Origin of the sequence: Cupriavidus taiwanensis, from assembly GCF_900249755.1 — a bacterium.
GTDB classification, from domain to species: Bacteria; Pseudomonadota; Gammaproteobacteria; order Burkholderiales; family Burkholderiaceae; genus Cupriavidus; species Cupriavidus taiwanensis_D.
Genome location: NZ_LT976853.1, coordinates 1 through 21,129 on the forward strand (window position 1 = coordinate 1; position 21,129 = coordinate 21,129).

Genomic DNA, 21,129 nt, shown 5'->3' on the forward strand with positions numbered 1-21,129 from the left:
AATAGTAAGCGACGAAGACGGCGTTGGCAAGCGGTTCCACGAAATAATTCGATGACGCCCGAAAAGGGCGGCCCAGGCAGCGCCGGTTTGTCAGCCGCGGCACCATGATTCATGATCTGTCTGGGCTGAAGCAGACCCGGCACACCGCCGCGGCCTTGCAGGGCGGCCAGACCCAAACCGGGACCCTCATGACCATCAGAATCGTAAGACTGGGTACACCGCGCGCGGCCGACGAGGGCCTGCGCATCGGTACCGTGCGCAGGCCGCCGCGTGGCGTCCCCAAATCGGAGTTTGCGAGCCGCGATTTCTATGATGTCTGGTATCCGGTGCTTTCACCGTCCCCGGAGTTAGTGGCGCAGGCGCTACATGCGACCGACGATAAACAATGGCGAGTCTTCGTGCGGCATTTCCGCAAGGAAATGGCCGAGCCGGACGCCAGCCGCACGCTGGACCTGTTGGCAGCGCTGTCGCACCAGACCAATTTCTCGGTGGGCTGCTATTGCGAGGACGAAGCGCGTTGCCACCGCTCCGTCTTGCGCGAGCTGCTCGCCGAACGCGGGGCCGTGATCGGCTGAGTCGCACAGCGTGCCGGGGTTCGTCCCGGCTTTGTTCTCACGTTTTCCCGCTTCCTCCATTTTCCGATGGCGCTGAACGTAGTCTGGCTCGGCTTCTTCCTGATTTCCTTCTTCGCCGCCTGCGTCCGCGTGGCACAGGGCGACCTCGCCATCTTCCCGGCGATGCTAAGCAGCCTGTTCGACAGCGCCCGCACTGCCTTCGAGATCGCGCTCGGACTGGCGGGCGTGATGAGCCTGTGGCTGGGCATCATGCGCATCGGCGAGCGCGCCGGCGTGGTCGACGCCTTCGCCCGGCTCGTGAACCCGCTGCTGCGGCACTTCTTTCCCGGGGTGCCCCAGGGACACCCGGCGCAAGGCGCCATGATGATGAACGTGTCGGCCAACCTGCTCGGGCTGGACAACGCCGCCACGCCGCTGGGGCTGAACGCCATGCGCGAGTTGCAGACGCTGAACCGCCGCCCGGACGTCGCTACCGACGCCCAGATCATGTTCATCGTGCTCAACTCTGCCGGGCTGACGCTGATCCCGACTTCGGTCATCGCCATCCGCCAGGCCATCGCGGTCAAGCAGGGGCTGGTCGGCTTCAACGCCGCCGACATCTTCTTGCCGACGCTGCTGGCCACCGGGGGCGCATGCCTGGCAGGGTTGCTGGCGGTGGCATGGGTGCAGCGGATCAACCTGCTGCGCCCCGCGGTACTGGTGGCGTTCGGGCTGGTGACCGCGCTGCTTGGGGCGATGTTCGCGTGGTTGCGGCATGCGCCGCCCGAACAGGTCAGCACTTTCACGGCGCTGGCTGGCGCCGGCTTCATCCTGTCCCTGATCACCCTCTTCCTGATTTGCGGTGCGCTGCGCCGGGTCAACGTGTATGAGGCGTTTATCGACGGCGCCAAGGAAGGCTTCGGCGTCGCCGTGCAGATCATTCCCTATCTGGTGGCGATCCTGGTCGCCATTGGCCTGTTCCGCGCCGCCGGCTGCATGGAAGTGCTGATGGCCTGGCTCATGCAGGGCTTCGCAATGCTGGGCGTCAACACCGACTTTGTCCCGGCGCTGCCGGTCGGTCTGATGAAGATCCTGTCCGGCGCCGGCGCGCGCGGGCTGATGGTCGACGTGATGACGACCTACGGCGTGGATTCCTTCCAGGGACGGCTGGCGGCGATTATCCAGGGGTCGACCGAAACGACCTTCTATGTGCTGGCGGTCTACTTCGGCAGCATCAATGTGCGCAATACGCGCCATGCGCTTGGCTGTGCTCTTGTGGCAGACACTGCAGGGATCTTTTGTGCAGTCGGCGCCGCGTACCTTTTCCGCTGACCTCGTCAGTCCCGCCAATTTGTCGCCTTCTTACAACGGCATTGTGCGCACCATCGTACATTGACACATTGCACTTGGTGCGTCGCAACAAACCATGTATAGTGAAGTCTGTCTCCTCCACCACCTCGGTGGATTCCAACCCACGCACAACCTGCGTGGGTTTTTTTTCGCCTGTGTTGGGTAGCTGCCGTGATGGATTTCCGCACTGCAACAACAGCGGCGCGGGCGAAGGCATGGCAGTTCAGCGGGAAATCGACGGCGAAGGAAACATCGGCTGGATGGTCGCAATTGCCGTGGGACTTTACGGAACGCGGCCTTGGCCTATATTGATTGGATACGTCCGCCGCCAGCACGAGGCACGCCATGCCAGACATCACGTTCCCTCGCAGCCTCCCCACCTACTGTGCAGCCAGCCTGACGCTGTCCTGCCCCGCGACGGTCAACGGCAGTCCCACCTTGTATTCCGTCACCGCCGAGGCGCTCGAGGCCCATTTCGGCGCGCGCTCGCCGCGCGAGGAAGACCTGGTGGCGGCCTTTACCAATAACCGCCAACGGATCGAGCGCCTGGCCGAAAGCCTGTTCGAGCTGACCGAGGCGCGCGAGATCGTGCTGCGCAGCGGCCATTTTCGCTTCGCGGGCTGAACCTGCCGCCCGCGTCCGGGGCGCATTGTCCTGGCGTCAGTCGGCTTTCGCTTCGCCGCGCACCAGCAGCACCGGCATAGTGGACTGGCGGATCACCGCCTCGGCAACGCTGCCCAGCACCAGCCGGCGCACGCCGCGGCGGCCATGCGTGCCGATTACCAGCAGGTCTGCGCCCCATTGGCGCGCGGCCTCGTTGATTGAGGCACCGATGTCTCCCGGCACCGCGGCCGCGCTCACCAGCCGGGTTTCATGCGCCACGCCGGCGCCCGCCAGGCGCTGCGCCGCGCCCTGCAGGGCGCGCTGGCCGCTTTCCTCGAACGCCTTCTGCAACTGGCTCGGGTCGTAGTAGCCGGCGTCGAACATGGGCGTGCCGATGTCGACGATATAGAGCGCCAGCACGGTTGCGCCGCCGGGCGAGGCCACGCGAATGGCTTCGTCAACCGCCAGGTCTGACGTGCTGCTGCCGTCCACTGCTACCACGATCTTGCTGTATGCCGCGCTGGTCATGAGCGTACCTCCGTCGATGGAAAGGAATGCGGCGCGGGGGCCGCCTGTATTGGATAGTACACAGCGGCCGGTGCCCGCGTCATGCGCGGCGGCAAGCGACCAGCAGCCCGCCCCTTTAATTGACCGACCGGTCGGCTTATATATAATAGGGCCAGCCGTGCCGGACCGGATTGGCGCGGCGCCCCGCCAGAGGAGACGATATGTACACGCAGAGTCTTGACCTGCCCGGCCAGCACGCCGATGCGGCGCAGGCCAGCGCGCCCGCGGACGAAGCCGCCCGCCAGGCGGCGTTCGATGCCTGCATGGCCGCCGACGGCAAGATCGAGCCGCAGGACTGGATGCCGCAGGCCTACCGCAAGACGCTGGTGCGCCAGATCTCGCAGCATGCGCACTCGGAAATCGTCGGCATGCTGCCGGAGGGCAACTGGATCAGCCGGGCGCCGTCGCTCAAGCGCAAGGCCATCCTGCTGGCCAAGGTGCAGGATGAAGGCGGCCACGGCCTTTACCTGTATTCGGCGGCCGAGACCCTGGATGCCTCGCGCGACGACCTGGTCGATGCGCTGCACAGTGGCAAGGCCAAGTATTCGTCGATCTTCAATTACCCGACGCTGACCTGGGCCGACGTAGGGGTGATCGGCTGGCTGGTCGACGGCGCCGCGATCATGAACCAGATCCCGTTGTGCCGCTGCTCATACGGGCCGTATGCGCGCGCCATGATCCGCATCTGCAAGGAAGAATCGTTCCACCAGCGCCAGGGCTTCGACGCGCTGCTGGCCATGATGCGCGGCACCGACGCCCAGCGCGAGATGGTGCAGGACGCGGTCAACCGCTGGTGGTTCCCGGTGCTGATGATGTTCGGCCCCCCCGATGCGGCCTCGACCAACAGCGCGCAGACCATGGCCTGGGGCATCAAGCGCATCTCCAATGACGACCTGCGCCAGAAGTTTGTCGATGCCACGGTCGAGCAGGCGCGCGTGCTGGGCGTGACCCTGCCCGACCCCGGCCTGCAATGGAATGCCGAGCGTGGCCACTACGACTACAGCCCGCTCGACTGGGACGAATTCTGGCGTGTCATCAACGGCGACGGCCCCTGCAACAAGGAACGCCTCGCCACCCGCGTGAAAGCGCACGAGGACGGCGCCTGGGTGCGTGAAGCCGCGCTGGCCCACGCCGCCAGGCTGGCCGAACGCGAAGCCGGCGCCGGCCGCGCGGCCGCCTGACCACCGACATCGCCGAGGAGACCACCATGCAACGCAAGGAATGGCCGCTGTGGGAAGTGTTCGTGCGCAGCAAGCAAGGCCTGGAACACAAGCATTGCGGCAGCCTGCACGCGGCCGACGCGCAGCAGGCGCTGCACATGGCGCGGGACGTCTATACGCGGCGCCAGGAAGGCGTGTCGATCTGGGTGGTGCCGTCCGCGGCCATCACCGCCAGCGTGCCGGAGGAAAAGCCGGAGCTGTTCGACCCCATGGCCGACAAGATCTACAGGCATCCGACGTTCTACCAGCTGCCCGACGAAGTCAACCACATGTAAGGCCCGCACGATGACCGCGTCCCCACAGCCTGCCACGCCTGCCTCGCTGGACCACCTGCCGTCTGAGCGCTCCGCCGCGCTGCGCTACGTGCTGCGCCTGGCCGACAACGCCCTGATTCTCGGCCAGCGCAACGCCGAATGGTGCGGCCACGGGCCGGTGCTGGAAGAAGACATCGCGCTGGCCAATATCAGCCTCGACCTGATCGGCCAGGCGCGGCTGCTGTATGGCCGCGCCGGCGAACTCGAGGGCGAGCTGACCGGCCTGCCGCGCCACGAGGACGACTACGCCTACTGGCGCGCCGAGCGCGAGTTCCGCAACTGGACGCTGCTGGAGCTGCCGCATCGCGGCCCGCTCGCCGGCAACGCCGCCGCCGAACGCGACTACGCCGTCACCATCATGCGCAACTTCCTGTACAGCGCGCTGATGGTGGAGCTCTGGCGGGCCTTGCAGGACAGCCGGGACGAACCGCTGGCCGCGATCGCCGCCAAGGCGGTCAAGGAGGCGCGTTACCACCTGCACCATGCGGCGGGCTGGGTGGTGCGGCTGGGCGACGGCACCGAGGTTTCGCACGCGCGCATGCAGCGCGCGCTGGAGCACCTGCTCCCCTATATGAACGAGTGCTTTGCCGAAGACGCGGTCGAGATCGAGGCCGCCGCGCAGGGCGTCGGCGTGGTCACCGCCACGCTGCGCCCGGCCTGGGACGACACCGTCGCCGAGACGCTGCAGGCCGCCACGCTGGTCTTGCCGCCGGCCACGGGTTTTGTCTCGACCGGCAAGCACGGCGTGCATTCGGAACACATGAGCTACCTGCTGGGCGAAATGCAGGGACTGGCGCGGGCCCATCCGGGCGCGCAATGGTGAGCGCCCGCTTCAGCGCAAACGGTTGATCCACATGAACGTCACCGCCCTTCCCTCCTATCACGTGCACAACGCGGGCGCCACCGGCGAGCGCGTCGCGCGCGCGTGGGCGGCGCTCGAAGCGGTGCCGGACCCGGAGATCCCGGTGGTATCGATCCGCGAACTTGGCATCCTGCGCGAGGTGGTATCGGCGCCGGACGGCGTGCTGGAGATCGTCATCACGCCCACCTATTCCGGCTGTCCTGCGATGTCGCAGATCGCTGAGGACATTGGCCAGGCGCTGGACCGCGCGGGGCTGGCGCCATGGCGCATCCGCACCGTGCTGGCGCCGGCCTGGACCACGGACTGGATCACGCCGGCCGCGCGCGAGCGCCTGCGCGCGTACGGCATCGCGCCGCCGGGCCAGTGCGGTGCGCCGGCCGGAGCGCAGCCGCTGCGCTTCGTGCCACGCGCCGCGCGTGCCGGCGCGCCCGATGCCGTGGCCTGCCCGCGCTGCGGCAGCGTCCATACGCAGGAGATCTCGCGCTTTGCCTCGACCGCCTGCAAGGCGCTGTACCGGTGCCTGGACTGCCGCGAGCCGTTCGACTATTTCAAACCCTACTGAGCCCCCGGGCCGAGCCAGGCTGCCATGACTCCACAGTTCCACCCGCTGCGCGTGGCGCAGGTTCGCCCCGAGACCGCCGACACCATCTCGATCGCGTTCGAGGTCCCGGACGCGCTGCGCGATGCCTACCGCTTCACGCAGGGCCAGTTCCTGACGCTGAAGGCGCCGGTCGACGGCAACGAGCTGCGGCGCTCTTACTCGATCTGTTCGGCGGTGCAGGACTATGACGCGCACGGCGAATTGCGCGTCGCGGTCAAGCTGGTGGAGGACGGGCTGTTTTCCAGCCATCTGCACGATTCCATCGCCCCCGGGCAGGTGATCGACGTGATGACGCCCGACGGGCGCTTCCACGTGCCGCTCGATGCCGATGCCGCGCGCCACTATGTCGCCTTTGCCGCCGGCAGCGGCATCACGCCAGTGCTGTCGCTGGTCCGCACCACGCTGCAGGCCGAGCCGCGCAGCCGCTTCACGCTGGTCTACGGCAACCGCAATGTCGACAGCATCATCTTTTCCGAGGCGCTGGAGGACCTGAAGAACCAGTACCTGGCGCGCTTCACGCTGTACCACGTGCTGTCGCGCCAGCCGCAGGAGGTGGACCTGCTCCACGGCCGCCTCGACCACGCGCGGGTGACGGCTTTCCTGCAGACGCTGATCCCGGTCGACGACATCGACGCGGCCTTTGTCTGCGGCCCGGCGTCGATGATCGACGAGGTCGAGGCGGCGCTGCGCGACGCGGGCCTGGACCCGCAACGCATCCACGCCGAGCGCTTCGGGGTACCGCTGGCCCAAACCCGGCGCAAGCCGGCCGCCGCGCACGCCGATCACGCCGGCACGGCGGAGCTGGTGGTGGTGCTCGATGGCAAGCAGCACAGCATGCGCCTGCCGCTGGCGGATGCCAACGTGCTCGACACCGCGCTGGCCGCGGGGCTGGACCTGCCCTATGCGTGCAAAGGGGGGGTCTGTTGCACCTGCCGCGCCAAAGTGCTGGAAGGCAAGGTCGAGATGGAAAAGAACTACACGCTCGAGCCCTGGGAGATGGACAAGGGCTTCGTGCTGACCTGCCAGGCACGCGCGCTGACGCCGCGGGTGGTGGTCAGCTACGACGAACGCTGAGCCCGGCACGCCGCCGCGTGCGTCGTCAGACAATCGCCGACATTGGCCAGCACGGGCCGTGACTACAATGGCGGCAGGCGGCGCCCTGCTGGCGCGATGCTTGCAGGCGGGTGAACAGGCGCGCGGTGCGGGCGGCTTTCGACAGAGCCGCCGGGCAGTTGTCGTGCCGCCGCCGCGGCGGCGCCAGCGAACCGCCCCACCCATATACAATCACGGCCATGCAATATATCCACGTCGTCAACGGTGATGTAGCAGGCACGACCCTGCGCCAGGCGCTGGCCCAGGCTGCGCGGCCGGACCCTGTCGTGGTGCTGCGCGACGATCTCGCCGTCGGCCCGCTGGCCGACATCGACAGCACCGGGATGATCCGCTCCGGCTTCTGGCAGCGCGTCGCCCCGCACACCGACATCGACTTCGCCGCCGAGATGCGCCAGGCGCTGGACCAGCTGCTGGCGCTGCGGCAGGACGACATGGAAGTGGCGATCTGGCACGGCCAGAGCGCGGCCGACCAGCTGATGCTGCGCCGGGTGGTGTTCCACCTGTACCAGGCGCCGCAGCGGATCAACGAGGTGGCGATGGACCTGCGCGAACTCGAAATGCCCGCGCAGGGCAACCTGGCGGCGATCGGCATGTATTCGCCGGCGCGGCTGGCGCGGCGCTTCTCGACCATCGCCCCGGTCTCGGTGCTGCGCCTGGGGCGCCTGGGTTACGAATGGCAGCAGAACGTCAAGGAAAACGCCGACGTGCGGCTGTGGAAGGGCAACACCCTGGTGCCCGCGGCCTACCGCACCATCGACGACATCATCATGGAGCGCGCCCCGTCCGACTGGACCCCCGCGGCGCAGGTGGTGGGCAGCGTGATGGGCGCGATCGAGGGCCTGCTGGCCAGCGACTGGTTCGTGTTCTGGCGCTGCCGCGAGCTGATCGCCATGGGCCAGTTGGTACTGCGCGGCAACGCCGACTCGCTCGATACCTGCGAGCTGCGCCGCCACGCCGGCGGCAGCGGGGGCGAATAAAAAGAATATATGGCCCGTACCAAGGCACCCGATTTCGAGGCGCAGCGCGAGCAGATCCTGGACCTGGCCGCCGCCGCCTTTGCCAACAGCAGCTACCCCAGCACCTCGATGGCCGACCTGGCCGCCGCCTGCGGCACCTCCAAGGCGCGGCTGTATCACTACTACGAGAGCAAGGAAGCGATCCTGTTCGACCTGCTGGACCGCTACACGCGCCGGCTGATGCTGCTCGTCACCGAAGTGGAAGCCGACGCCGAGCGCCATGCCCGCACCGACAAGGACGCCTTCGGCAACCTGATCCGCGCGTTCCTGGCCGAGTACGAGACCTCGCAGACGCGCCATATCGCCCTGATCAACGACGTCAAGTTCCTGGCCGAGACCCAGCGCGACCTGATCCTGGGCCGCGAGCGCGACGTGGTCGCGGCGTTCTCGCGCCTGCTGCGGCGTGCCTACCCGGAGCGCGTCACGCGCGAGAACCAGACCGCGCTGACCATGACCGTCTTCGGCATGATCAACTGGACCTTCACCTGGCTCAAGCCGGGCGGCCGGCTTTCCTACGCCGACTTTGCCGAGATGGTGGTCGACCTGCTCGAAGGCGGCCTGCCCGGCCGCGCCGGCGCCGGGCGCTGAACCCGCCGCGCCGGCCGCCGCAGGCCGCTTACATCCACTCGGCCTCTTCACGCTGGCGCCGCTGCTCGCGGTCCTGGCGGAACATCTCTTCCAGTTCGTCGCGCGCCTGGCGCGCCAGCGAGACCAGCTTCTTCTGGTCGGTGTAGTGCGGGTAGAAGCGGTCGATCGCCTCGATGTTGTGGCGCCGGAACCGCAGCGCCACGTTGCGCGCCTCGCCCGGGTCGAAGCCCAGCCCTTCCAGTACGCGCCGGCCCAGCATCAGCGAGCCCTCGAACATCTCGCGCTCGAACAGCTGCACGCCGCGGTCCTTGAGCTGGTAGACGTGCGAGACATGGCGCGCGCGGGCGTAGATCTGCAGATCCGGGAAGCGCTCGCGCACGCGGTCGATCAGCGCCAGGCTGTCGTCCATGCTGTCGATGGCGACCACCAGGATGCGCGCATCGGCGATGCCGGCCGCCTCCAGCAGGTCCAGCCGGGTGGCGTCGCCATAGAAGACCTTGAAGCCGTACTGGCGCAGGAATTCGATCTGGTCCGGATCGTGGTCCAGCACCGTCACGCCCACGCCCTGGGTGTACAGCAGGCGCCCGATGATCTGGCCGAAGCGGCCGAAGCCGGCGATCAGCACCGGGTTGTGCTGCGGCGTGATGACTTCGTCGGCCCGCGCCTTGCCGGCACCGATGCGCGGCGCCACCAGCCGGTCATAGGCCAGCAACAGCAGCGGCGTGGCCACCATCGACAGCGCCACCACCAGCACCAGCAGGGCTTCGGTCTCGCGCGGCAGCAGCCCGGCGCCGCCGGCGACGCCGAACACCACGAAGGCGAATTCCCCGCCCTGCGAGATCAGCAGCGCGAACAGCAGGCGCTGGCCGCGGGCAATCGAAAAATGCCGCGCCAGCAGTGCCAGCACCGCGGTCTTGGCCACCACGAAGGCTGCCACCAGGCCCAGCACCAGCCACGGCGAGCGTGCCAGCACGGCAAAGTCGATCGACATGCCGACCGCCATGAAGAACAGCCCCAGCAGCAGGCCCTTGAACGGCTCCAGGTCGGCCTCGAGGGCATGGCGGTATTCGGAATCGGCCAGCAGCACGCCGGCCAGGAAGGTGCCCAGCGCCATCGACAGGCCCACCGCATCCATCATCAGCGCGATGCCTACCACCAGCAGCAGCGCAAAGGCGGTGAACATCTCGCGCATATCGGTGCGGGCGATGAAGCGCAGCGCCGGGCGCACCAGGTAGCGGCCGCCGGCCACCACCGCGCCGATGACCGCCACCGCCTTGCCCGCCGCCAGCCAGCCGGCCGCGCCCGCGCCGGCGCCTGCGGCGCCTTGCGTGGCCAGCAGCGGCAGCAGCGCGATCATCGGGATCGCGGCGATATCCTGGAACAGCAGGATGCCGAAGCTTGCCGCGCCCGCCGGCGTGCCGAACAGGTTGCGCTCGGTCAGCGTCGCCAGCGCGATCGCGGTGGACGACAGCGCCAGCCCCAGCCCCGCCACCAGCGCCACCTGCCAGGACGCGCCGGCCAGCACCGCGGCCGCGCCGAGCACCAGCGCGCAGGCGGCAAGCTGCGCGCCGCCGTAGCCGAAGATGCTACGCCGCAGCGCCCACAGCTTGCGCGGCTCCAGTTCCAGGCCGATCACGAACATCATCAGCACCACGCCGAACTCGGAGAAGTGCAGGATCGATTCGACATCGGTCACCAGGCGCAGCGCGAACGGCCCGATCGCCGCCCCCGCCAGCAGGTAGCCCAGCACCGCGCCGAGCCCGCCGCGCCGCGCCAGCGGCACCGCCACCACGGCCGCCACCAGGAACACCAGCAGCGCAATCAGGAAGTCATGCTGGTTCATGCCTGCGCCTCCGCCGGCGCCGCATGGGTGCCGAGGCGCCTGCAGACGTGGGCGATGTGGTCGGCCAGCGCCTGGGCGTCGGCATTGTGCGCGTCATGCAGCACCACCGGCGGCAGCCACGTCATGCCGCACAGCAAGGCGGTCTGTTCAAGCGGCAGCAGGAATTCGGCAATCGGGTGGCCATGCGTGCCATCGGGGCCGTACGCATCGGCCGTGCCGCCGGTGCTGACCACCGCCAGCAGCGACTTGCCGCGCAGCGCGGTGCCGCCCGGGCCATAGGCCCAGCCCGGCTCCAGCACTTCATCCAGCCACAGCTTGAGCAGGGCCGGCACGCTGTACCAGCGCACCGGGAACTGCAGCACGATGGTGTCCGAGACCGACAGCACGCGCTGCTCGGCCACGACGTCGATGTCGTAGTCGACATAGCTGCGGTAAAGGTCGCGGACCTGGACTTGCGACAGCGTAGCCAGCGCGTCGGCCAACGGACGGTTGACGCGCGAGCGGCTCGGCGTCGGGTGCGCGTAGATCACAACGATGGGGGGCTCGGTCATCGAAAGCGGTTGGGGCTGGATTGATCGAAAAATCGGCGGGGCCGGAGGAATTGCCGCGTTGCACCAAATCCACACTTGACGGCGCGCAACAATTCATCACATTTTTTTAAGTGTTTGTTTTTACTCGTAATTATTTGCCAGCCTGACCGGGCGGGCGTCTGTTGCGGCGCAGGATGCTTACGTCAAACTGACAATTCCACTACAATACTTTTCGTGCCGCATCAAGTTGGTGTTTCCCCGAGTCTCGCACGAAGACCAGCAAAAGTGCCTGGAAAAACACCATCGCAGTGCCTATTTTTTATCTGACAGCACCGGAAGGAATCATCGTGAACCCGCTCGAACTGAGCAAGGCCGTCGGCGCACTGACCGACGAAGATCTGCGCAAGGCAGCCGAAGCCGCCCAAGCCGCCCATCGCTCCACCGTACTGGTGCGCGAACTGTCGGCCCACCACCGCTCGCGCCTGCTGAAGCATTTCCTCGCCCTGGGCGAGGAGGATCGCCTGCTCCGTTTCGGCCAGTCGGTGGGCGACCACGTGATCGAAGCCTATGTCGACAGCATCGACTTCGACCATGACAGCGTGTTCGGCGTCTACGACGACAAGCTCGAGCTGATCGGCGTCGGCCATTTCGCCAACCTGCGCGACAACGCCCAGGGGCGCGTGGCGGAGTTCGGCGTGTCGGTGTCGGGCAGCGCCCGCGGCCGCGGCATCGGCAGCGCGCTGTTCGAGCGTGCCGCCATCCATGGCCGCAATACCAGCGTCCGCACGCTGTACATGCACTGCCTGTCGCGCAATGCCGCGATGATGCATATCGCCAAGAAGGCCGGCATGAAGGTCCAGTATGCCTACGGCGAAGCCGACGCCTACCTGGAACTGCCGCCTGCGGATACCGCCAGCCGCCTGAGCGAGGCGCTGGACGAGCAGCTCGCCGACCTCGACTACGCGGTGCGCCGCAACCTGCGCGACGCACGCCGCTTCGGCCTGCGCTTCTGGCGCACCATGGTGCCGCAGAAGCATACCGCCTGACCGGCCCGGCCCACCGGCCGCACATAACCGACGGCATCGACAAAAACGGCGCATCGCAACGATGCGCCGTTTTGCCTTGCGGGCCCGGGCCGCGCCGCTCAGGCCGCGCCGCCCACCGGCAGCGCGGTGGTGTCCTTGATGCTTTCCAGCGCGAAGCTCGAGCGCACGTCGATCACCGACGGATGCGCCAGCAGCTGTTCCTGCATGAAGCGCGCAAAGTGTTCCATGTCCTCGACATAGACCTTGAGCAGCAGGTCCATCTCGCCGGTCATGGCATGGCAGGCCGCCACCTCCGGCCACACCGCGATGGAAGCGCGGAACAGGTCCAGCGGGGCCTTGCCCTTGGGCGCGCCGCCATGCTTTTCGAGCCGCACATTGATATAGGCCAGCAGGCCGAGCCCGATCTTGTTGGGCTCAAGCAGCGCCGCGTACTGCCGGATCACGCCGATCTCTTCCAGCCGCCGGATGCGGCGCAGGCAGGGGCTGGGCGACAGGTTCACGCGCTCGGCCACCTCCAGGTTGGTCAACCGGCCGTTGGTCTGCAGCACTTCCAGGATCTTCCGGTCGATCTTGTCCAACTCCACCTTGCTCACGATATTGTTGCTCCGCAATATGTTTATTGGCAATTTTTTTGCGCAAATTTAGCAAGCCGTGCACAAGTACGCAATTTTTTGTGAGATTACGTCCGATCTGCGCTCGATTTTGTGGGGTCGGCAGCCTTATCGGTCACTCATGCGTCGGCCTCGGCCTTGGAAATGGCGCCATCGCCGTCGGTATCGATCGCCTTCATCCACATGCCGCCGCCATGGTGGCGATGGTGGTGGCCCATGCCGGGCTTGCCGGCCGGTGCCGGCGATGTGCCCGGTGCAGTGGGGGCGCTGGCCTGGGCAAAGGCGCCGCCGGCAACCAGCAGGGCGGCCGAGGCGGCCAGGAACTGTTTCAGGATCTGCGGCTTGTGATTGCGTTGCATGTCTTGCTCCTTGTCATCACGTTGGCATGTACGGATTAGAACGCAGACGATGCAGCGAAGTTGGCGCTTTTAATACGATGTTACCCGCCTCACAGAAAGCCGGGGGCGGCGTAAGGGAACGCAAGCAAGCGCGAATAATTGCGGCGCCGGCAGCCTAGGGCTGCCCTTTCGGCGCCATCTGGCCGTCCTCAGCGGCCTCGGGCGACACCGACTGGTACTGGCGCGGATCGACGGGCTGAGGCTGGGGCTGGGCCGGCTGGCCCGATTGTGCCGGCTGGACCGGCTGTGGCTGAGGTGGAATCTGCGGCTGGATCTGCGGCTGGGCTTGCTGCGCCGCGGGCTGGGACTGTGCCTGGGCCTGTTGTCCCAACGGCTGGCTGCGCGGCGGCTGGCCTGGCGCGGGCTGGGCAGCGGCCTGCGCCGGGGGCGGCATGGGCGTTGCCATGGGCGCCGCGGCGCCGGCTGGCGGCGTCGGCAGCGGGCTGGCCGCACGCGGCGCGCCGCGCGTGGCCCCGGTCTGCAGCGGCAGGACGATCTCCTGGCGCACGCCATTGCGCTCGATCACCACGCCGCGCTGGCGCACTTCCACCAGCCGGATCTGCGGCGCAAGGTCCGCCCCCATGCGCACCGCCTTGGCCGGGCCGCCATCGATGGAGACGATCGCCGCGCTGGCGCCACCGCCCAGCTCGGCCACCACGCCGAGCAGCTGCACGTTGCTCGGGCCGGCCTGGGCCGAGCCGCCGAACAGCGTCGCGACCGCGCCGGTCTCGACCGCCTCGGTCTGCGCCACGCGTGCGCTCTTGGGCACCGGGATGGTCCGCATCGCGCTGAACGTCAGCACCCAGTAGGTGAGCAGCGCGCACAGCGCGATAAACAGCACCACGCTGGCCAGGCGCGGCAGCCACAGCGCGGAGGCGTCGAAGCGGAACGAAGGCCGGAGGGACAATTGCATGGATCGGGACCCTGGAAACCCGCCGCGGCGGGTCATGGCGCGAAAGCGCGGACGCGCCAAGCGTACCAGAGCCCCATGACGCTGTCTGCCGCGCGGGCGAGGCCCGCGGCGCCTCGGCCGCCCCCCTTAAAGCAGGTCGTCCAGCAGGTCGGGGCCGAACACTTCGCGCTCGATATGCGCCACCGGCACGCCTGCGCTGAGCAGCGCGTGGCGCTGCGCCTGCATGAAGCCCAGCGGCCCGCACAGGTAGAAGCGGCCATCGACAAAGCGCTGCAGGTCGGACTGGCGCAGCAGGTCGGCCAGCGGCATGGTGCCGGCATGGTCGTAGTCGCGGCCCGCGGCGTCGCCGGCTTGCGGGAACTCGTAGCTGATGTGCGTGACCAGCCCCGGCAGGCGCTCGCGCGCCCATTGCAGGTCGGCGCGATGGGCATGGTGGTGGCCGTCGCGGGCGGCGTGGGCGAACAGCACCGGCCGCTGCGAGCCTTGCGCGGCCAGCGTGCGCAGCACCGACAGCATCGGCGTGATGCCGATACCGCCCGACAGCAGCACCAGCGGTCGGCGGCTTTCCAGCTGCGGCGTGAACTCGCCGAACGGCGCGCTCACCTTAAGTTCGACACCTTCCTGGGCGTGGGCATGCAGCCAGTTCGAGACCGCGCCGGCCGGCGTGGCCTGGTCGCCGTCCTCGCGCTTGACCGAGATGCGCCAGGTCGGCAGGCCTGCCTCGGCCGACAGCGAGTACTGGCGCAACTGGCGCACACCGTTGTCCAGCCGTGCCTCGACGCTGATGTACTGGCCCGGGCGGAAATCGCGCAGCGGCTGGCCGTCGGCCGCCGCCAGCGTCAGCGCCACCACCTGGCCGCCCTGCGCCTCGCGGCGCACCACGCGCACCGGCATCAGTTTGCCGGCGGCCACGCCGGTGCGCTGGTACAGGCGCGCCTCGGCGGCGATCAGTTCGCCGGCCAGCAGCCAGTAGGCCTCGTCCCAGGCGGCCAGCAGCGGCGGCGTGGCGGCTTCACCCAGCACCGCGGAAATCGCCCCAAGCAAGTGGCGGCCGACGATCGGATAGTGCGCCGGCGTGATGCCCACGGCCGCGTGCTTGTGCACGATGCGCTCGACCACCGGACCCAGCGCCGCCGCATTGTCGATGTTGGCCGCGTAGGCGAACACCGCCGACGCCAGCGACTGCTGCTGGCTGCCGTTGGCCTGGTTGCCCATGTTGAACAACTGGGTCAGCTCGGGCCGGTCGGCGAACATCTCGCGGTAGAAATGCGTGGTGATGGCCAGGCCGTGCTCGCGCAGCACGGGCACGCTGGCATCGATATAGGGGCGGGAAGCGGCGGACAGCATCGGGTATCACTCCGTTTTATTCATGCAATGGAGATGCATGTTTTTGGACAACAAAAAACCGGCATTCGCCGGCCACGCGCGGATCCCGTCCGCTCAGGCCGAACGCCGGTTCAGGAAATCACGATGCAGGCGGATGATCGATTCGGCGGTGTGGCTGCCGGTGACATCGGCCAGCGTGACGTCGTCGAGCGCGCGGTAGAACGCCTGCTCGGCCACGTCCAGCGCCCGCTTCAGGCGGCAGTTGCCGTTCAGCGCGCAGGGCGGGTTGTCGCAGTCGATCACCGGCCGGTGCCCTTCCAGCTCGCGCAGGATGGTGCCGACGGTCAGGCGCTCGGCGCCGGGGCCCAGCTGCAGGCCGCCATGGCGGCCGCGCGTGGCGCTGATCCAGCCCAGCTTCGACAGCCGCGCAGCCACCTTGACCAGGTGGTTGTGCGAGATGCCGAACTGCTGGCCCACCTCGGCGATCGTGATGGGCCGGCTGCCGTCGCCACGGGCGACGTACATCAGCAGGCGCAGCGCATAGTCGGAGAAGCGGGTCAGTTGCATCGTGGCGCTATGTTAAGAAAAGATGCATCCTGGATGCAAGTTATTTTTTGCGCCGGCATGCTACGGTTCGGGGTCGCCGAATGGTGCCGGTGTACTTTGTGATTCACAGCAAACTTTCCTGCGGCCCGTACAGGGGCCGCCCATAAAAGAGTCATAAGGCGCCGGTTATACTGATTGGCGAACCCGGCCCCGCCAGCCCCCTGGCGCGGGTCCAGCCATTCCAGCAAAGAGGTCTTACCAACAATGCGCAGATTCACTTCCCAGCTTGCCCGTCCCGCCCGTCCTGCCCGCCGCGCGCGCGGCTTTACCCTGATCGAGATCATGGTCGTGATCGTGATCCTCGGCGTGCTGGCGGCACTGGTCGTGCCCAAGATCATGAGCCGTCCGGACGAGGCCCGCATCGTCGCGGCGCGTCAGGATATCTCGTCGATCATGCAGGCGCTCAAGCTGTACCGTCTCGACAACAGCCGCTACCCGACCACCGAACAGGGCCTGGGCGCGCTGGTGAGCAAGCCTACCACCGAGCCGGTGCCCAACAACTGGAAGGGCGGCGGCTACCTGGAAAAGCTGCCCAAGGATCCGTGGGGTCATCCGTACCAGTACCTGAACCCGGGCGTGCGCGGCGAGATCGACGTGTTCAGCTTCGGTGCCGACGGCCAGGCCGGCGGCAACGCCAACGACGCCGACATCGGCAACTGGGAGTAAGCCCCCCTGCCGCCCGCCCTTGCCGCTTCCCTCATGACCACGGCGCCGCGCCGCCGCGCCCCCCGGCAGCGGCACTCCGGCTTCACGCTGCTGGAACTGCTGGTGGTCATGGTGATCGCCGGCATCGTGATCTCGCTGGTCGCGGTCAATGCCTCGCCCAACGAGCGCGGCCGCGTGCTTGACGACGGCCAGCGCATCGCGCGGCTGTTCGAGCTGGCGCAGGAAGAAGCGCAGCTGGGCGCGCGCCCGCTTGCATGGGAAGGCGATGCCGGCGGCTGGCGCTTTCTCGAATCAACCCCCAACGGCTGGGTGCCGCTGCGCACCGACGTGTTCGCACCCGGCACCTGGCGCCTGGCGCTCGACCAGGTCATCGTCGCCGAGGGCGGCCGCAGCACCGGCACCAACAGCCCGCCGCGGCTCATCTTCGGGCGCGAGCTGATCGATGCCCCGCAGCGCCTGGTGCTGGTGCGCGGTGACATCCGCGTGGATGTGGCCGGCGACGGCAGCGGCCGCTATTTCGCCAGCATCCCATGACGCGCCGGCACTTTCCCGGACGCCGGCGCGGCCGCGCGGCCGGCTTCACGCTGATCGAAGTGCTGGTGGCGCTGACCATCCTGGCCGTGGCGCTGACCGCGGCGATGCGCGCGATGGGCTCGATGGTCGATGCCAGCGCGTCGCTGCAAACCCGCATGCTGGCCGAATGGAGCGCCGAGAACCACCTGGCCTCGGTGCGCCTGGCCAAGACCTGGCCCGAGCCCGGCGTCAGCGGCTATGCCTGCCCGCAGGGCGGCATGCCGCTGTACTGCGAGCAATCCGTGTCGGCCACGCCCAACCCGGTGTTCCGCCGCGTCGAGATCGCGGTCTATCCGTCCGCCACCGACAAGTCGGTGCGGCTGGCCTGGCTTGTCACCATCGTTCCCAATGAACTCCGCAACGTGCTCTGAGCGCCGGCGCGGGCGCAGATCCGCCGGCGGCTTCACGCTGCTGGAAATGCTGGTCGCGATCACGCTGCTGGCGGTGATGGCCGTGATCGGCTGGCGCGCGCTGGACAGCCTGACGCGCAGCCGCGAACGGCTGATCGACCATGACGCCCGGCTGGATGCGCTGAAGGTGCTCTACGGCCAGCTGCAGTCCGACTGCGAGCACCTGGCCAACCCCACGCTGCTGCAGGGCAGCCCGGTCGAGATCGGCCAGAACCGGGTGCTGCTGGTGCGCGACCGCCGCGACGAAGGCCAGCCGCCGGCATGGCAGGCGCTGTCGTACCAACTCGATGGCAACACGCTGGTGCGCGTGGCCGCGCCGCCGGTGGTCAACCGCGCGGCGCTGCAGTCGTCGCTGCTGGCGCTGCGCCAGGGCGGGGGCAGCAACGCGCAGGTGCGGCGCGTGCTGGCCGACGTCGACGGCATGAGCGTGCGCGCCTGGATCGAACCCGGCGGCTGGCAGGCGGACAGCAACCGCATCCGCAACGTGCTGTTCAGCGGCAACGCCGCCAGCGCGGTGGCGGCGTCGGACGTCGGCGCGGCGGTGCCCAACACCGCGGTGCGCGCGGTGGAACTGACCATCCTCGCCCGCATGGGCGACGGCGACGCGCCGCGGCAGTTCCAGAAGATCTGCATGTCGGGGCTATGACGCACGCCCGCCGCCTGTTCCGCTTGCGGCCGTTGCGCCGCGCCCGCGGCGCCGCCGTGGTCACCGCGCTGCTGATGGTGACGCTGGCCGTGGTGGTGGTGTCGGGCATGCTGTGGCGCCAGCAGGTGCAGATCCGCGCCATCGAAAACCAGCGCCTGCTGGCCCAGGCCACCTGGATCGAGCGCGCCGCGGTCGACTGGGCGCGGCTGATCCTGCGCGACGACCAGCGCCGCAGCAACATCGACCAACTGGGCGAGCCGTGGGCGGTGCCGATCGCCGAGACCCGGCTGTCGGATTTCCTGGGCGCGTCGCTGCGCACCGACGTCGCCGGCGAGACCTCGTTCCTGTCCGGACGCGTCCTCGATGCGCAGGCGCGCTTCAACCTGGCCAACCTGGTAACGTGGTCCGCCACCGGCGGCCAGGGTGCGCCGGTCGGGCGCGTCGCCAACATCGACCAGGGGGCGCAGGCAGCCTACGGCCGGCTGCTGCGCACCGTGGGGCTGAACCCGGCGCTGGCCGAGACCACCGCGCGCCACATGCTGCAGGCCGCCCAGGGTGGCCATGGCGGCGACGGCTCGGGCGGCCGGCAGGCGCCGCGCCCGCTCGACAGCGTGCAGGGCCTGCTGGCGCTGCCCGGCTACACGCCCGAGATGGTGGCCGTGCTGGAGCCCTTTGTCATCGTGCTGCCCGAGCGCACGCTGGTCAATGCCAACACCGCCGAGGCCGAGGTGCTGGCCGCGATGATCGACAAGCTGCCGCTGGAGCGCGCGCGCGAGCTGGTGCGCCAGCGCGACCGCGCCTACTTCAACAACATCGGCAACCTGCAGACGCAGCTGTCCACGCTGGCGCCGCAGGCGAGCAGCGGCAACCTGGGCAACCTGCTCGACGTGCGCTCGCATTACTTCCTGGTCTACGGGCTGGTGCGGCACGAGCGCGCCAGCCGGCTGCAGGTGTCGCTGATCTACCGCGGCGAGCCGCTCGGTGCGGCCAACACCACCCGCGTGGTCTGGATCCAGGATGCGGAGCGGCTGCCCGACCTGCGCTGAACCATGGCAGGGCGGGCTGGCGCACATATGAAAACAGCACACCGGAGCAACCGGGGAGAATGGTATTGACGCGGTTTTGTCACGCAGGCAAGGTATGCTGCGGCGCTGGCGCGAGCCTGGCACCAGCCCGCTCGCCGCCGAACGGCCTCCCAGGCCGGCCGCCGGCATCCCCGCCCCCCGGCAAGTATCCTGCGCCGGGGCGATCCCGGGCGCACCCCCATGGGCCATGCGCCTTATCGAGCCGTTCTACTGAAGCCAAAGCAAGGACACCTTGAGCACCACCCTGTACGTGCGCATGCCGCACCGGCCGCATGACCAGCCGCAACCGTGGCAGTTCGGCGCCCTGCCCTTTGCGCTGGTGCGCACGGCGGTGGCCGAGCCGGCGCGGCGCGGCTTGCCGCGTGCCGCGCCGGAAGTGTTGCGAGAAGGCCACGCCCGCATCGCCGACCTGCCCGCCGCGGAGCGGCTGGTGCTGATCCTGGCCGCCAGCGACGTACTGCTGACCAGCGCCAGCGTGCCGCCGCTGCCGCCCGCGCGTTTGAAGCAGGCGCTGCCCAACCTGGTCGAAGACGCGCTCGCCACCGACGCGCAGCCCTGCCACATCGGCATCGGCCCCGCCCTCGATGGCGCCGCGCCCGGCCGCGGCCCGCGCCAGCGTTTGCTGATGGTGGCGGACCGTGCCTGGCTGCGCGCGGTGCTCGATGCCTTTGCCGAGCACCGCCATCGCCGCCGCCACGTGCTGGCGGCGCAGCTGTGCGTGCCGCTCGCTGCGGTGGAAGAGGAAGAAGCCGGCGCCGAACCGTCGCTGGCGCCCCCCGGCGAAGTGCCAGCGGTAGTGCAGCCGGCCACGCTGGTGGTCGAGGCCGCCGCCACTGCGCTGGCTGAAGGTGGCGCACTCGGTGCTGCGCTGGGCGAGGCCTTGCCGGACACCGCGTCCAGCACCGCGCGCCAATGGCAACTGACCGTGCGCACCGGCGCGCACGCCGGCTACGGCCTGCTGCTGGGCGACGACGCCCTCGCCGCATGGCAGGCGCTGGCGCCTGAGGGCATCTGGTACGCCGATGCCGACGCCGCCGCCATGGCGCCGGTGCCCGCCCTGCGCCAGGCCGCGCGCGCCAGCTGGCGGCTGTGGATCGACGGTGCGCAGGAATGCCTGCGCGAGCCGGGACTCGACCTGGCGCAGTTCGAATTTGCGCAGGGCCGCGCCGACCGCTGGAACCTGGTGGCGTGGCGTCTGCCGCTGGCGCTGCTGGCCGGGCTGGTGCTAGTCCAGCTGGTCGGCATGAACACCCACTGGCTGCTGCTGCGCAACGAGCAGCAACGGCTGGAGGCCGCGCAGGCGCAGGCGCTGCGCGGCACCTTCCCGCAGACGCCGACGGTGATCGACGCCCCGCTGCAGATGCGCCGGCAGGTCGAGCAGCTGCGCATCGCCAGCGGGCGCAGCACGCCGGACGATTTCCTGCCGCTGGCCGACCGCTTCGCCCAGGCCGCGCGCCGGCTGCCGCCCGATGCGCTGCAGGCGCTCGAGTACCGCGGCCGCATGCTGGTGGTGACGCTCAAGCCCGGCACCGATACGGCGGGCCTGCGCAGCGCGGCGCGCCAGGCCGGGCTGCAGATGGAAGAAGACAAGGCCGGCAATGCCGCGGGCAGCACCGGCTCCAGCGCAGGCACGCCTGTGACCCCCGGCTCGCGCTGGACCATCAAGCCCGGCCTGTGACCGGCGCACG

24 protein-coding genes and 1 pseudogene are annotated in these 21,129 nt (G+C 68.8%); 17 read left to right on the forward strand and 8 right to left on the reverse strand.

Annotation, left to right across the window (positions count from 1 at the left end; genetic code table 11):
* The first annotated feature begins 188 nt into the window (after window positions 1-188).
* From CBM2594_RS00005 to CBM2594_RS00015, 3 genes are all read left to right on the forward strand, one after another.
* Entirely contained in the window at window positions 189-575 is a 387-nt protein-coding gene (locus tag CBM2594_RS00005; RefSeq protein ID WP_116357630.1) for a DUF488 domain-containing protein, read from the forward strand.
* A gap of 66 nt (window positions 576-641) precedes the next feature.
* Window positions 642-1,886 carry a nucleoside recognition domain-containing protein gene (locus CBM2594_RS00010; protein ID WP_116355041.1) on the forward strand — a complete coding sequence of 415 codons (1,245 nt, stop codon included), beginning with the start codon at window positions 642-644 and terminating at the stop codon, window positions 1,884-1,886.
* A gap of 363 nt (window positions 1,887-2,249) precedes the next feature.
* A complete protein-coding gene (locus CBM2594_RS00015) occupies window positions 2,250-2,528 on the forward strand; it encodes a DUF1488 domain-containing protein (RefSeq protein WP_018006086.1) in 279 nt (92 codons plus the stop codon).
* Window positions 2,529-2,564: 36 nt separating this feature from the next.
* Here the strand turns inward: CBM2594_RS00015 and CBM2594_RS00020 are convergent, their stop codons facing one another.
* Window positions 2,565-3,035 carry a universal stress protein gene (locus CBM2594_RS00020; protein ID WP_116355042.1) on the reverse strand — a complete coding sequence of 157 codons (471 nt, stop codon included), beginning with the start codon at window positions 3,033-3,035 and terminating at the stop codon, window positions 2,565-2,567.
* A gap of 200 nt (window positions 3,036-3,235) precedes the next feature.
* Here CBM2594_RS00020 and paaA point away from each other — a divergent pair, with 200 nt between their 5' ends.
* The 7 genes from paaA to CBM2594_RS00055 all read left to right on the forward strand — a co-directional run bounded on the left by paaA (window position 3,236) and on the right by CBM2594_RS00055 (window position 8,788).
* Window positions 3,236-4,255 carry a 1,2-phenylacetyl-CoA epoxidase subunit PaaA gene (paaA, locus tag CBM2594_RS00025; RefSeq protein WP_116355043.1) on the forward strand — a complete coding sequence of 340 codons (1,020 nt, stop codon included), beginning with the start codon at window positions 3,236-3,238 and terminating at the stop codon, window positions 4,253-4,255.
* Window positions 4,256-4,281: 26 nt separating this feature from the next.
* Entirely contained in the window at window positions 4,282-4,569 is a 288-nt protein-coding gene (gene paaB, locus CBM2594_RS00030) for a 1,2-phenylacetyl-CoA epoxidase subunit PaaB (protein ID WP_012354162.1), read from the forward strand.
* 10 nt (window positions 4,570-4,579) lie between these two features.
* The gene (gene paaC / locus CBM2594_RS00035) at window positions 4,580-5,431 is read left to right on the forward strand and encodes a 1,2-phenylacetyl-CoA epoxidase subunit PaaC (protein WP_116355044.1); all 852 of its coding nucleotides are present in this window, start codon (window positions 4,580-4,582) and stop codon (window positions 5,429-5,431) included.
* A gap of 31 nt (window positions 5,432-5,462) precedes the next feature.
* The gene (gene paaD, locus CBM2594_RS00040; RefSeq protein ID WP_116355045.1) at window positions 5,463-6,032 is read left to right on the forward strand and encodes a 1,2-phenylacetyl-CoA epoxidase subunit PaaD; all 570 of its coding nucleotides are present in this window, start codon (window positions 5,463-5,465) and stop codon (window positions 6,030-6,032) included.
* A gap of 24 nt (window positions 6,033-6,056) precedes the next feature.
* On the forward strand, window positions 6,057-7,145 hold the full coding sequence (paaE, locus tag CBM2594_RS00045) for a 1,2-phenylacetyl-CoA epoxidase subunit PaaE (RefSeq protein WP_116355046.1): 1,089 nt from the start codon (window positions 6,057-6,059) through the stop codon (window positions 7,143-7,145).
* Between the two features lie 218 nt (window positions 7,146-7,363).
* On the forward strand, window positions 7,364-8,161 hold the full coding sequence (locus CBM2594_RS00050) for a DUF1835 domain-containing protein (RefSeq protein ID WP_116355047.1): 798 nt from the start codon (window positions 7,364-7,366) through the stop codon (window positions 8,159-8,161).
* Between the two features lie 9 nt (window positions 8,162-8,170).
* Window positions 8,171-8,788 (forward strand): TetR/AcrR family transcriptional regulator, encoded by a 618-nt coding sequence (locus CBM2594_RS00055; protein ID WP_116355048.1) that lies wholly within the window; start codon window positions 8,171-8,173, stop codon window positions 8,786-8,788.
* Between the two features lie 28 nt (window positions 8,789-8,816).
* Here the strand turns inward: CBM2594_RS00055 and kefC are convergent, their stop codons facing one another.
* Both kefC and kefF read right to left on the reverse strand, forming a co-directional pair.
* Window positions 8,817-10,631, reverse strand: coding sequence for a glutathione-regulated potassium-efflux system protein KefC (kefC, locus tag CBM2594_RS00060; RefSeq protein WP_116355049.1), 1,815 nt, complete (start codon window positions 10,629-10,631; stop codon window positions 8,817-8,819).
* Window positions 10,628-11,182, reverse strand: coding sequence for a glutathione-regulated potassium-efflux system oxidoreductase KefF (gene kefF, locus CBM2594_RS00065; protein WP_116355050.1), 555 nt, complete (start codon window positions 11,180-11,182; stop codon window positions 10,628-10,630). The genes kefC and kefF overlap by 4 nt, the downstream gene beginning before the upstream one ends.
* A 326-nt stretch (window positions 11,183-11,508) precedes the next feature.
* Here kefF and CBM2594_RS00070 point away from each other — a divergent pair, with 326 nt between their 5' ends.
* Window positions 11,509-12,207 (forward strand): GNAT family N-acetyltransferase, encoded by a 699-nt coding sequence (locus CBM2594_RS00070; protein WP_116355051.1) that lies wholly within the window; start codon window positions 11,509-11,511, stop codon window positions 12,205-12,207.
* Between the two features lie 98 nt (window positions 12,208-12,305).
* On the opposite strand, the gene CBM2594_RS00075 is transcribed toward CBM2594_RS00070, so the two are convergent.
* The 5 genes and pseudogenes from CBM2594_RS00075 to CBM2594_RS00095 all read right to left on the reverse strand — a co-directional run bounded on the left by CBM2594_RS00075 (window position 12,306) and on the right by CBM2594_RS00095 (window position 16,022).
* Window positions 12,306-12,800: an Lrp/AsnC family transcriptional regulator gene (locus tag CBM2594_RS00075; RefSeq protein ID WP_010813460.1), complete on the reverse strand. Its 495-nt coding sequence runs from the start codon at window positions 12,798-12,800 to the stop codon at window positions 12,306-12,308.
* Window positions 12,801-12,940: 140 nt separating this feature from the next.
* Window positions 12,941-13,177 (reverse strand): annotated as a pseudogene (locus tag CBM2594_RS00080) (EF-hand domain-containing protein); the annotation flags it as partial.
* Window positions 13,178-13,331: 154 nt separating this feature from the next.
* A complete protein-coding gene (locus CBM2594_RS00085) occupies window positions 13,332-14,129 on the reverse strand; it encodes a type II secretion system protein N (protein ID WP_116355052.1) in 798 nt (265 codons plus the stop codon).
* A gap of 126 nt (window positions 14,130-14,255) precedes the next feature.
* Window positions 14,256-15,476, reverse strand: a complete 1,221-nt coding sequence (locus CBM2594_RS00090) for a globin domain-containing protein (RefSeq protein WP_116355053.1) — start codon at window positions 15,474-15,476, stop codon at window positions 14,256-14,258.
* A 93-nt stretch (window positions 15,477-15,569) separates the two neighbouring features.
* Window positions 15,570-16,022, reverse strand: a complete 453-nt coding sequence (locus CBM2594_RS00095) for an RrF2 family transcriptional regulator (protein WP_116355054.1) — start codon at window positions 16,020-16,022, stop codon at window positions 15,570-15,572.
* A 243-nt stretch (window positions 16,023-16,265) separates the two neighbouring features.
* Between CBM2594_RS00095 and gspG the strand changes: the two genes are divergently transcribed.
* From gspG to gspL, 6 genes are all read left to right on the forward strand, one after another.
* A complete protein-coding gene (gspG, locus tag CBM2594_RS00100) occupies window positions 16,266-16,727 on the forward strand; it encodes a type II secretion system major pseudopilin GspG (RefSeq protein ID WP_116355055.1) in 462 nt (153 codons plus the stop codon).
* Window positions 16,728-16,760: 33 nt separating this feature from the next.
* A complete protein-coding gene (locus CBM2594_RS00105) occupies window positions 16,761-17,261 on the forward strand; it encodes a GspH/FimT family pseudopilin (RefSeq protein ID WP_116355056.1) in 501 nt (166 codons plus the stop codon).
* Complete coding sequence (gene gspI, locus CBM2594_RS00110) at window positions 17,258-17,671, forward strand: type II secretion system minor pseudopilin GspI (protein WP_116355057.1); 414 nt, start codon at window positions 17,258-17,260, stop codon at window positions 17,669-17,671. The genes CBM2594_RS00105 and gspI overlap by 4 nt, the downstream gene beginning before the upstream one ends.
* Complete coding sequence (locus CBM2594_RS00115) at window positions 17,649-18,356, forward strand: PulJ/GspJ family protein (protein WP_116355058.1); 708 nt, start codon at window positions 17,649-17,651, stop codon at window positions 18,354-18,356. Before gspI ends, CBM2594_RS00115 begins: the two co-directional genes overlap by 23 nt.
* Window positions 18,353-19,402, forward strand: coding sequence for a type II secretion system minor pseudopilin GspK (gene gspK / locus CBM2594_RS00120; protein ID WP_116355059.1), 1,050 nt, complete (start codon window positions 18,353-18,355; stop codon window positions 19,400-19,402). The genes CBM2594_RS00115 and gspK overlap by 4 nt, the downstream gene beginning before the upstream one ends.
* Before the next feature lie 271 nt (window positions 19,403-19,673).
* Window positions 19,674-21,119 carry a type II secretion system protein GspL gene (gene gspL / locus CBM2594_RS00125; protein WP_116355060.1) on the forward strand — a complete coding sequence of 482 codons (1,446 nt, stop codon included), beginning with the start codon at window positions 19,674-19,676 and terminating at the stop codon, window positions 21,117-21,119.
* Window positions 21,120-21,129: the final 10 nt, after the last annotated feature.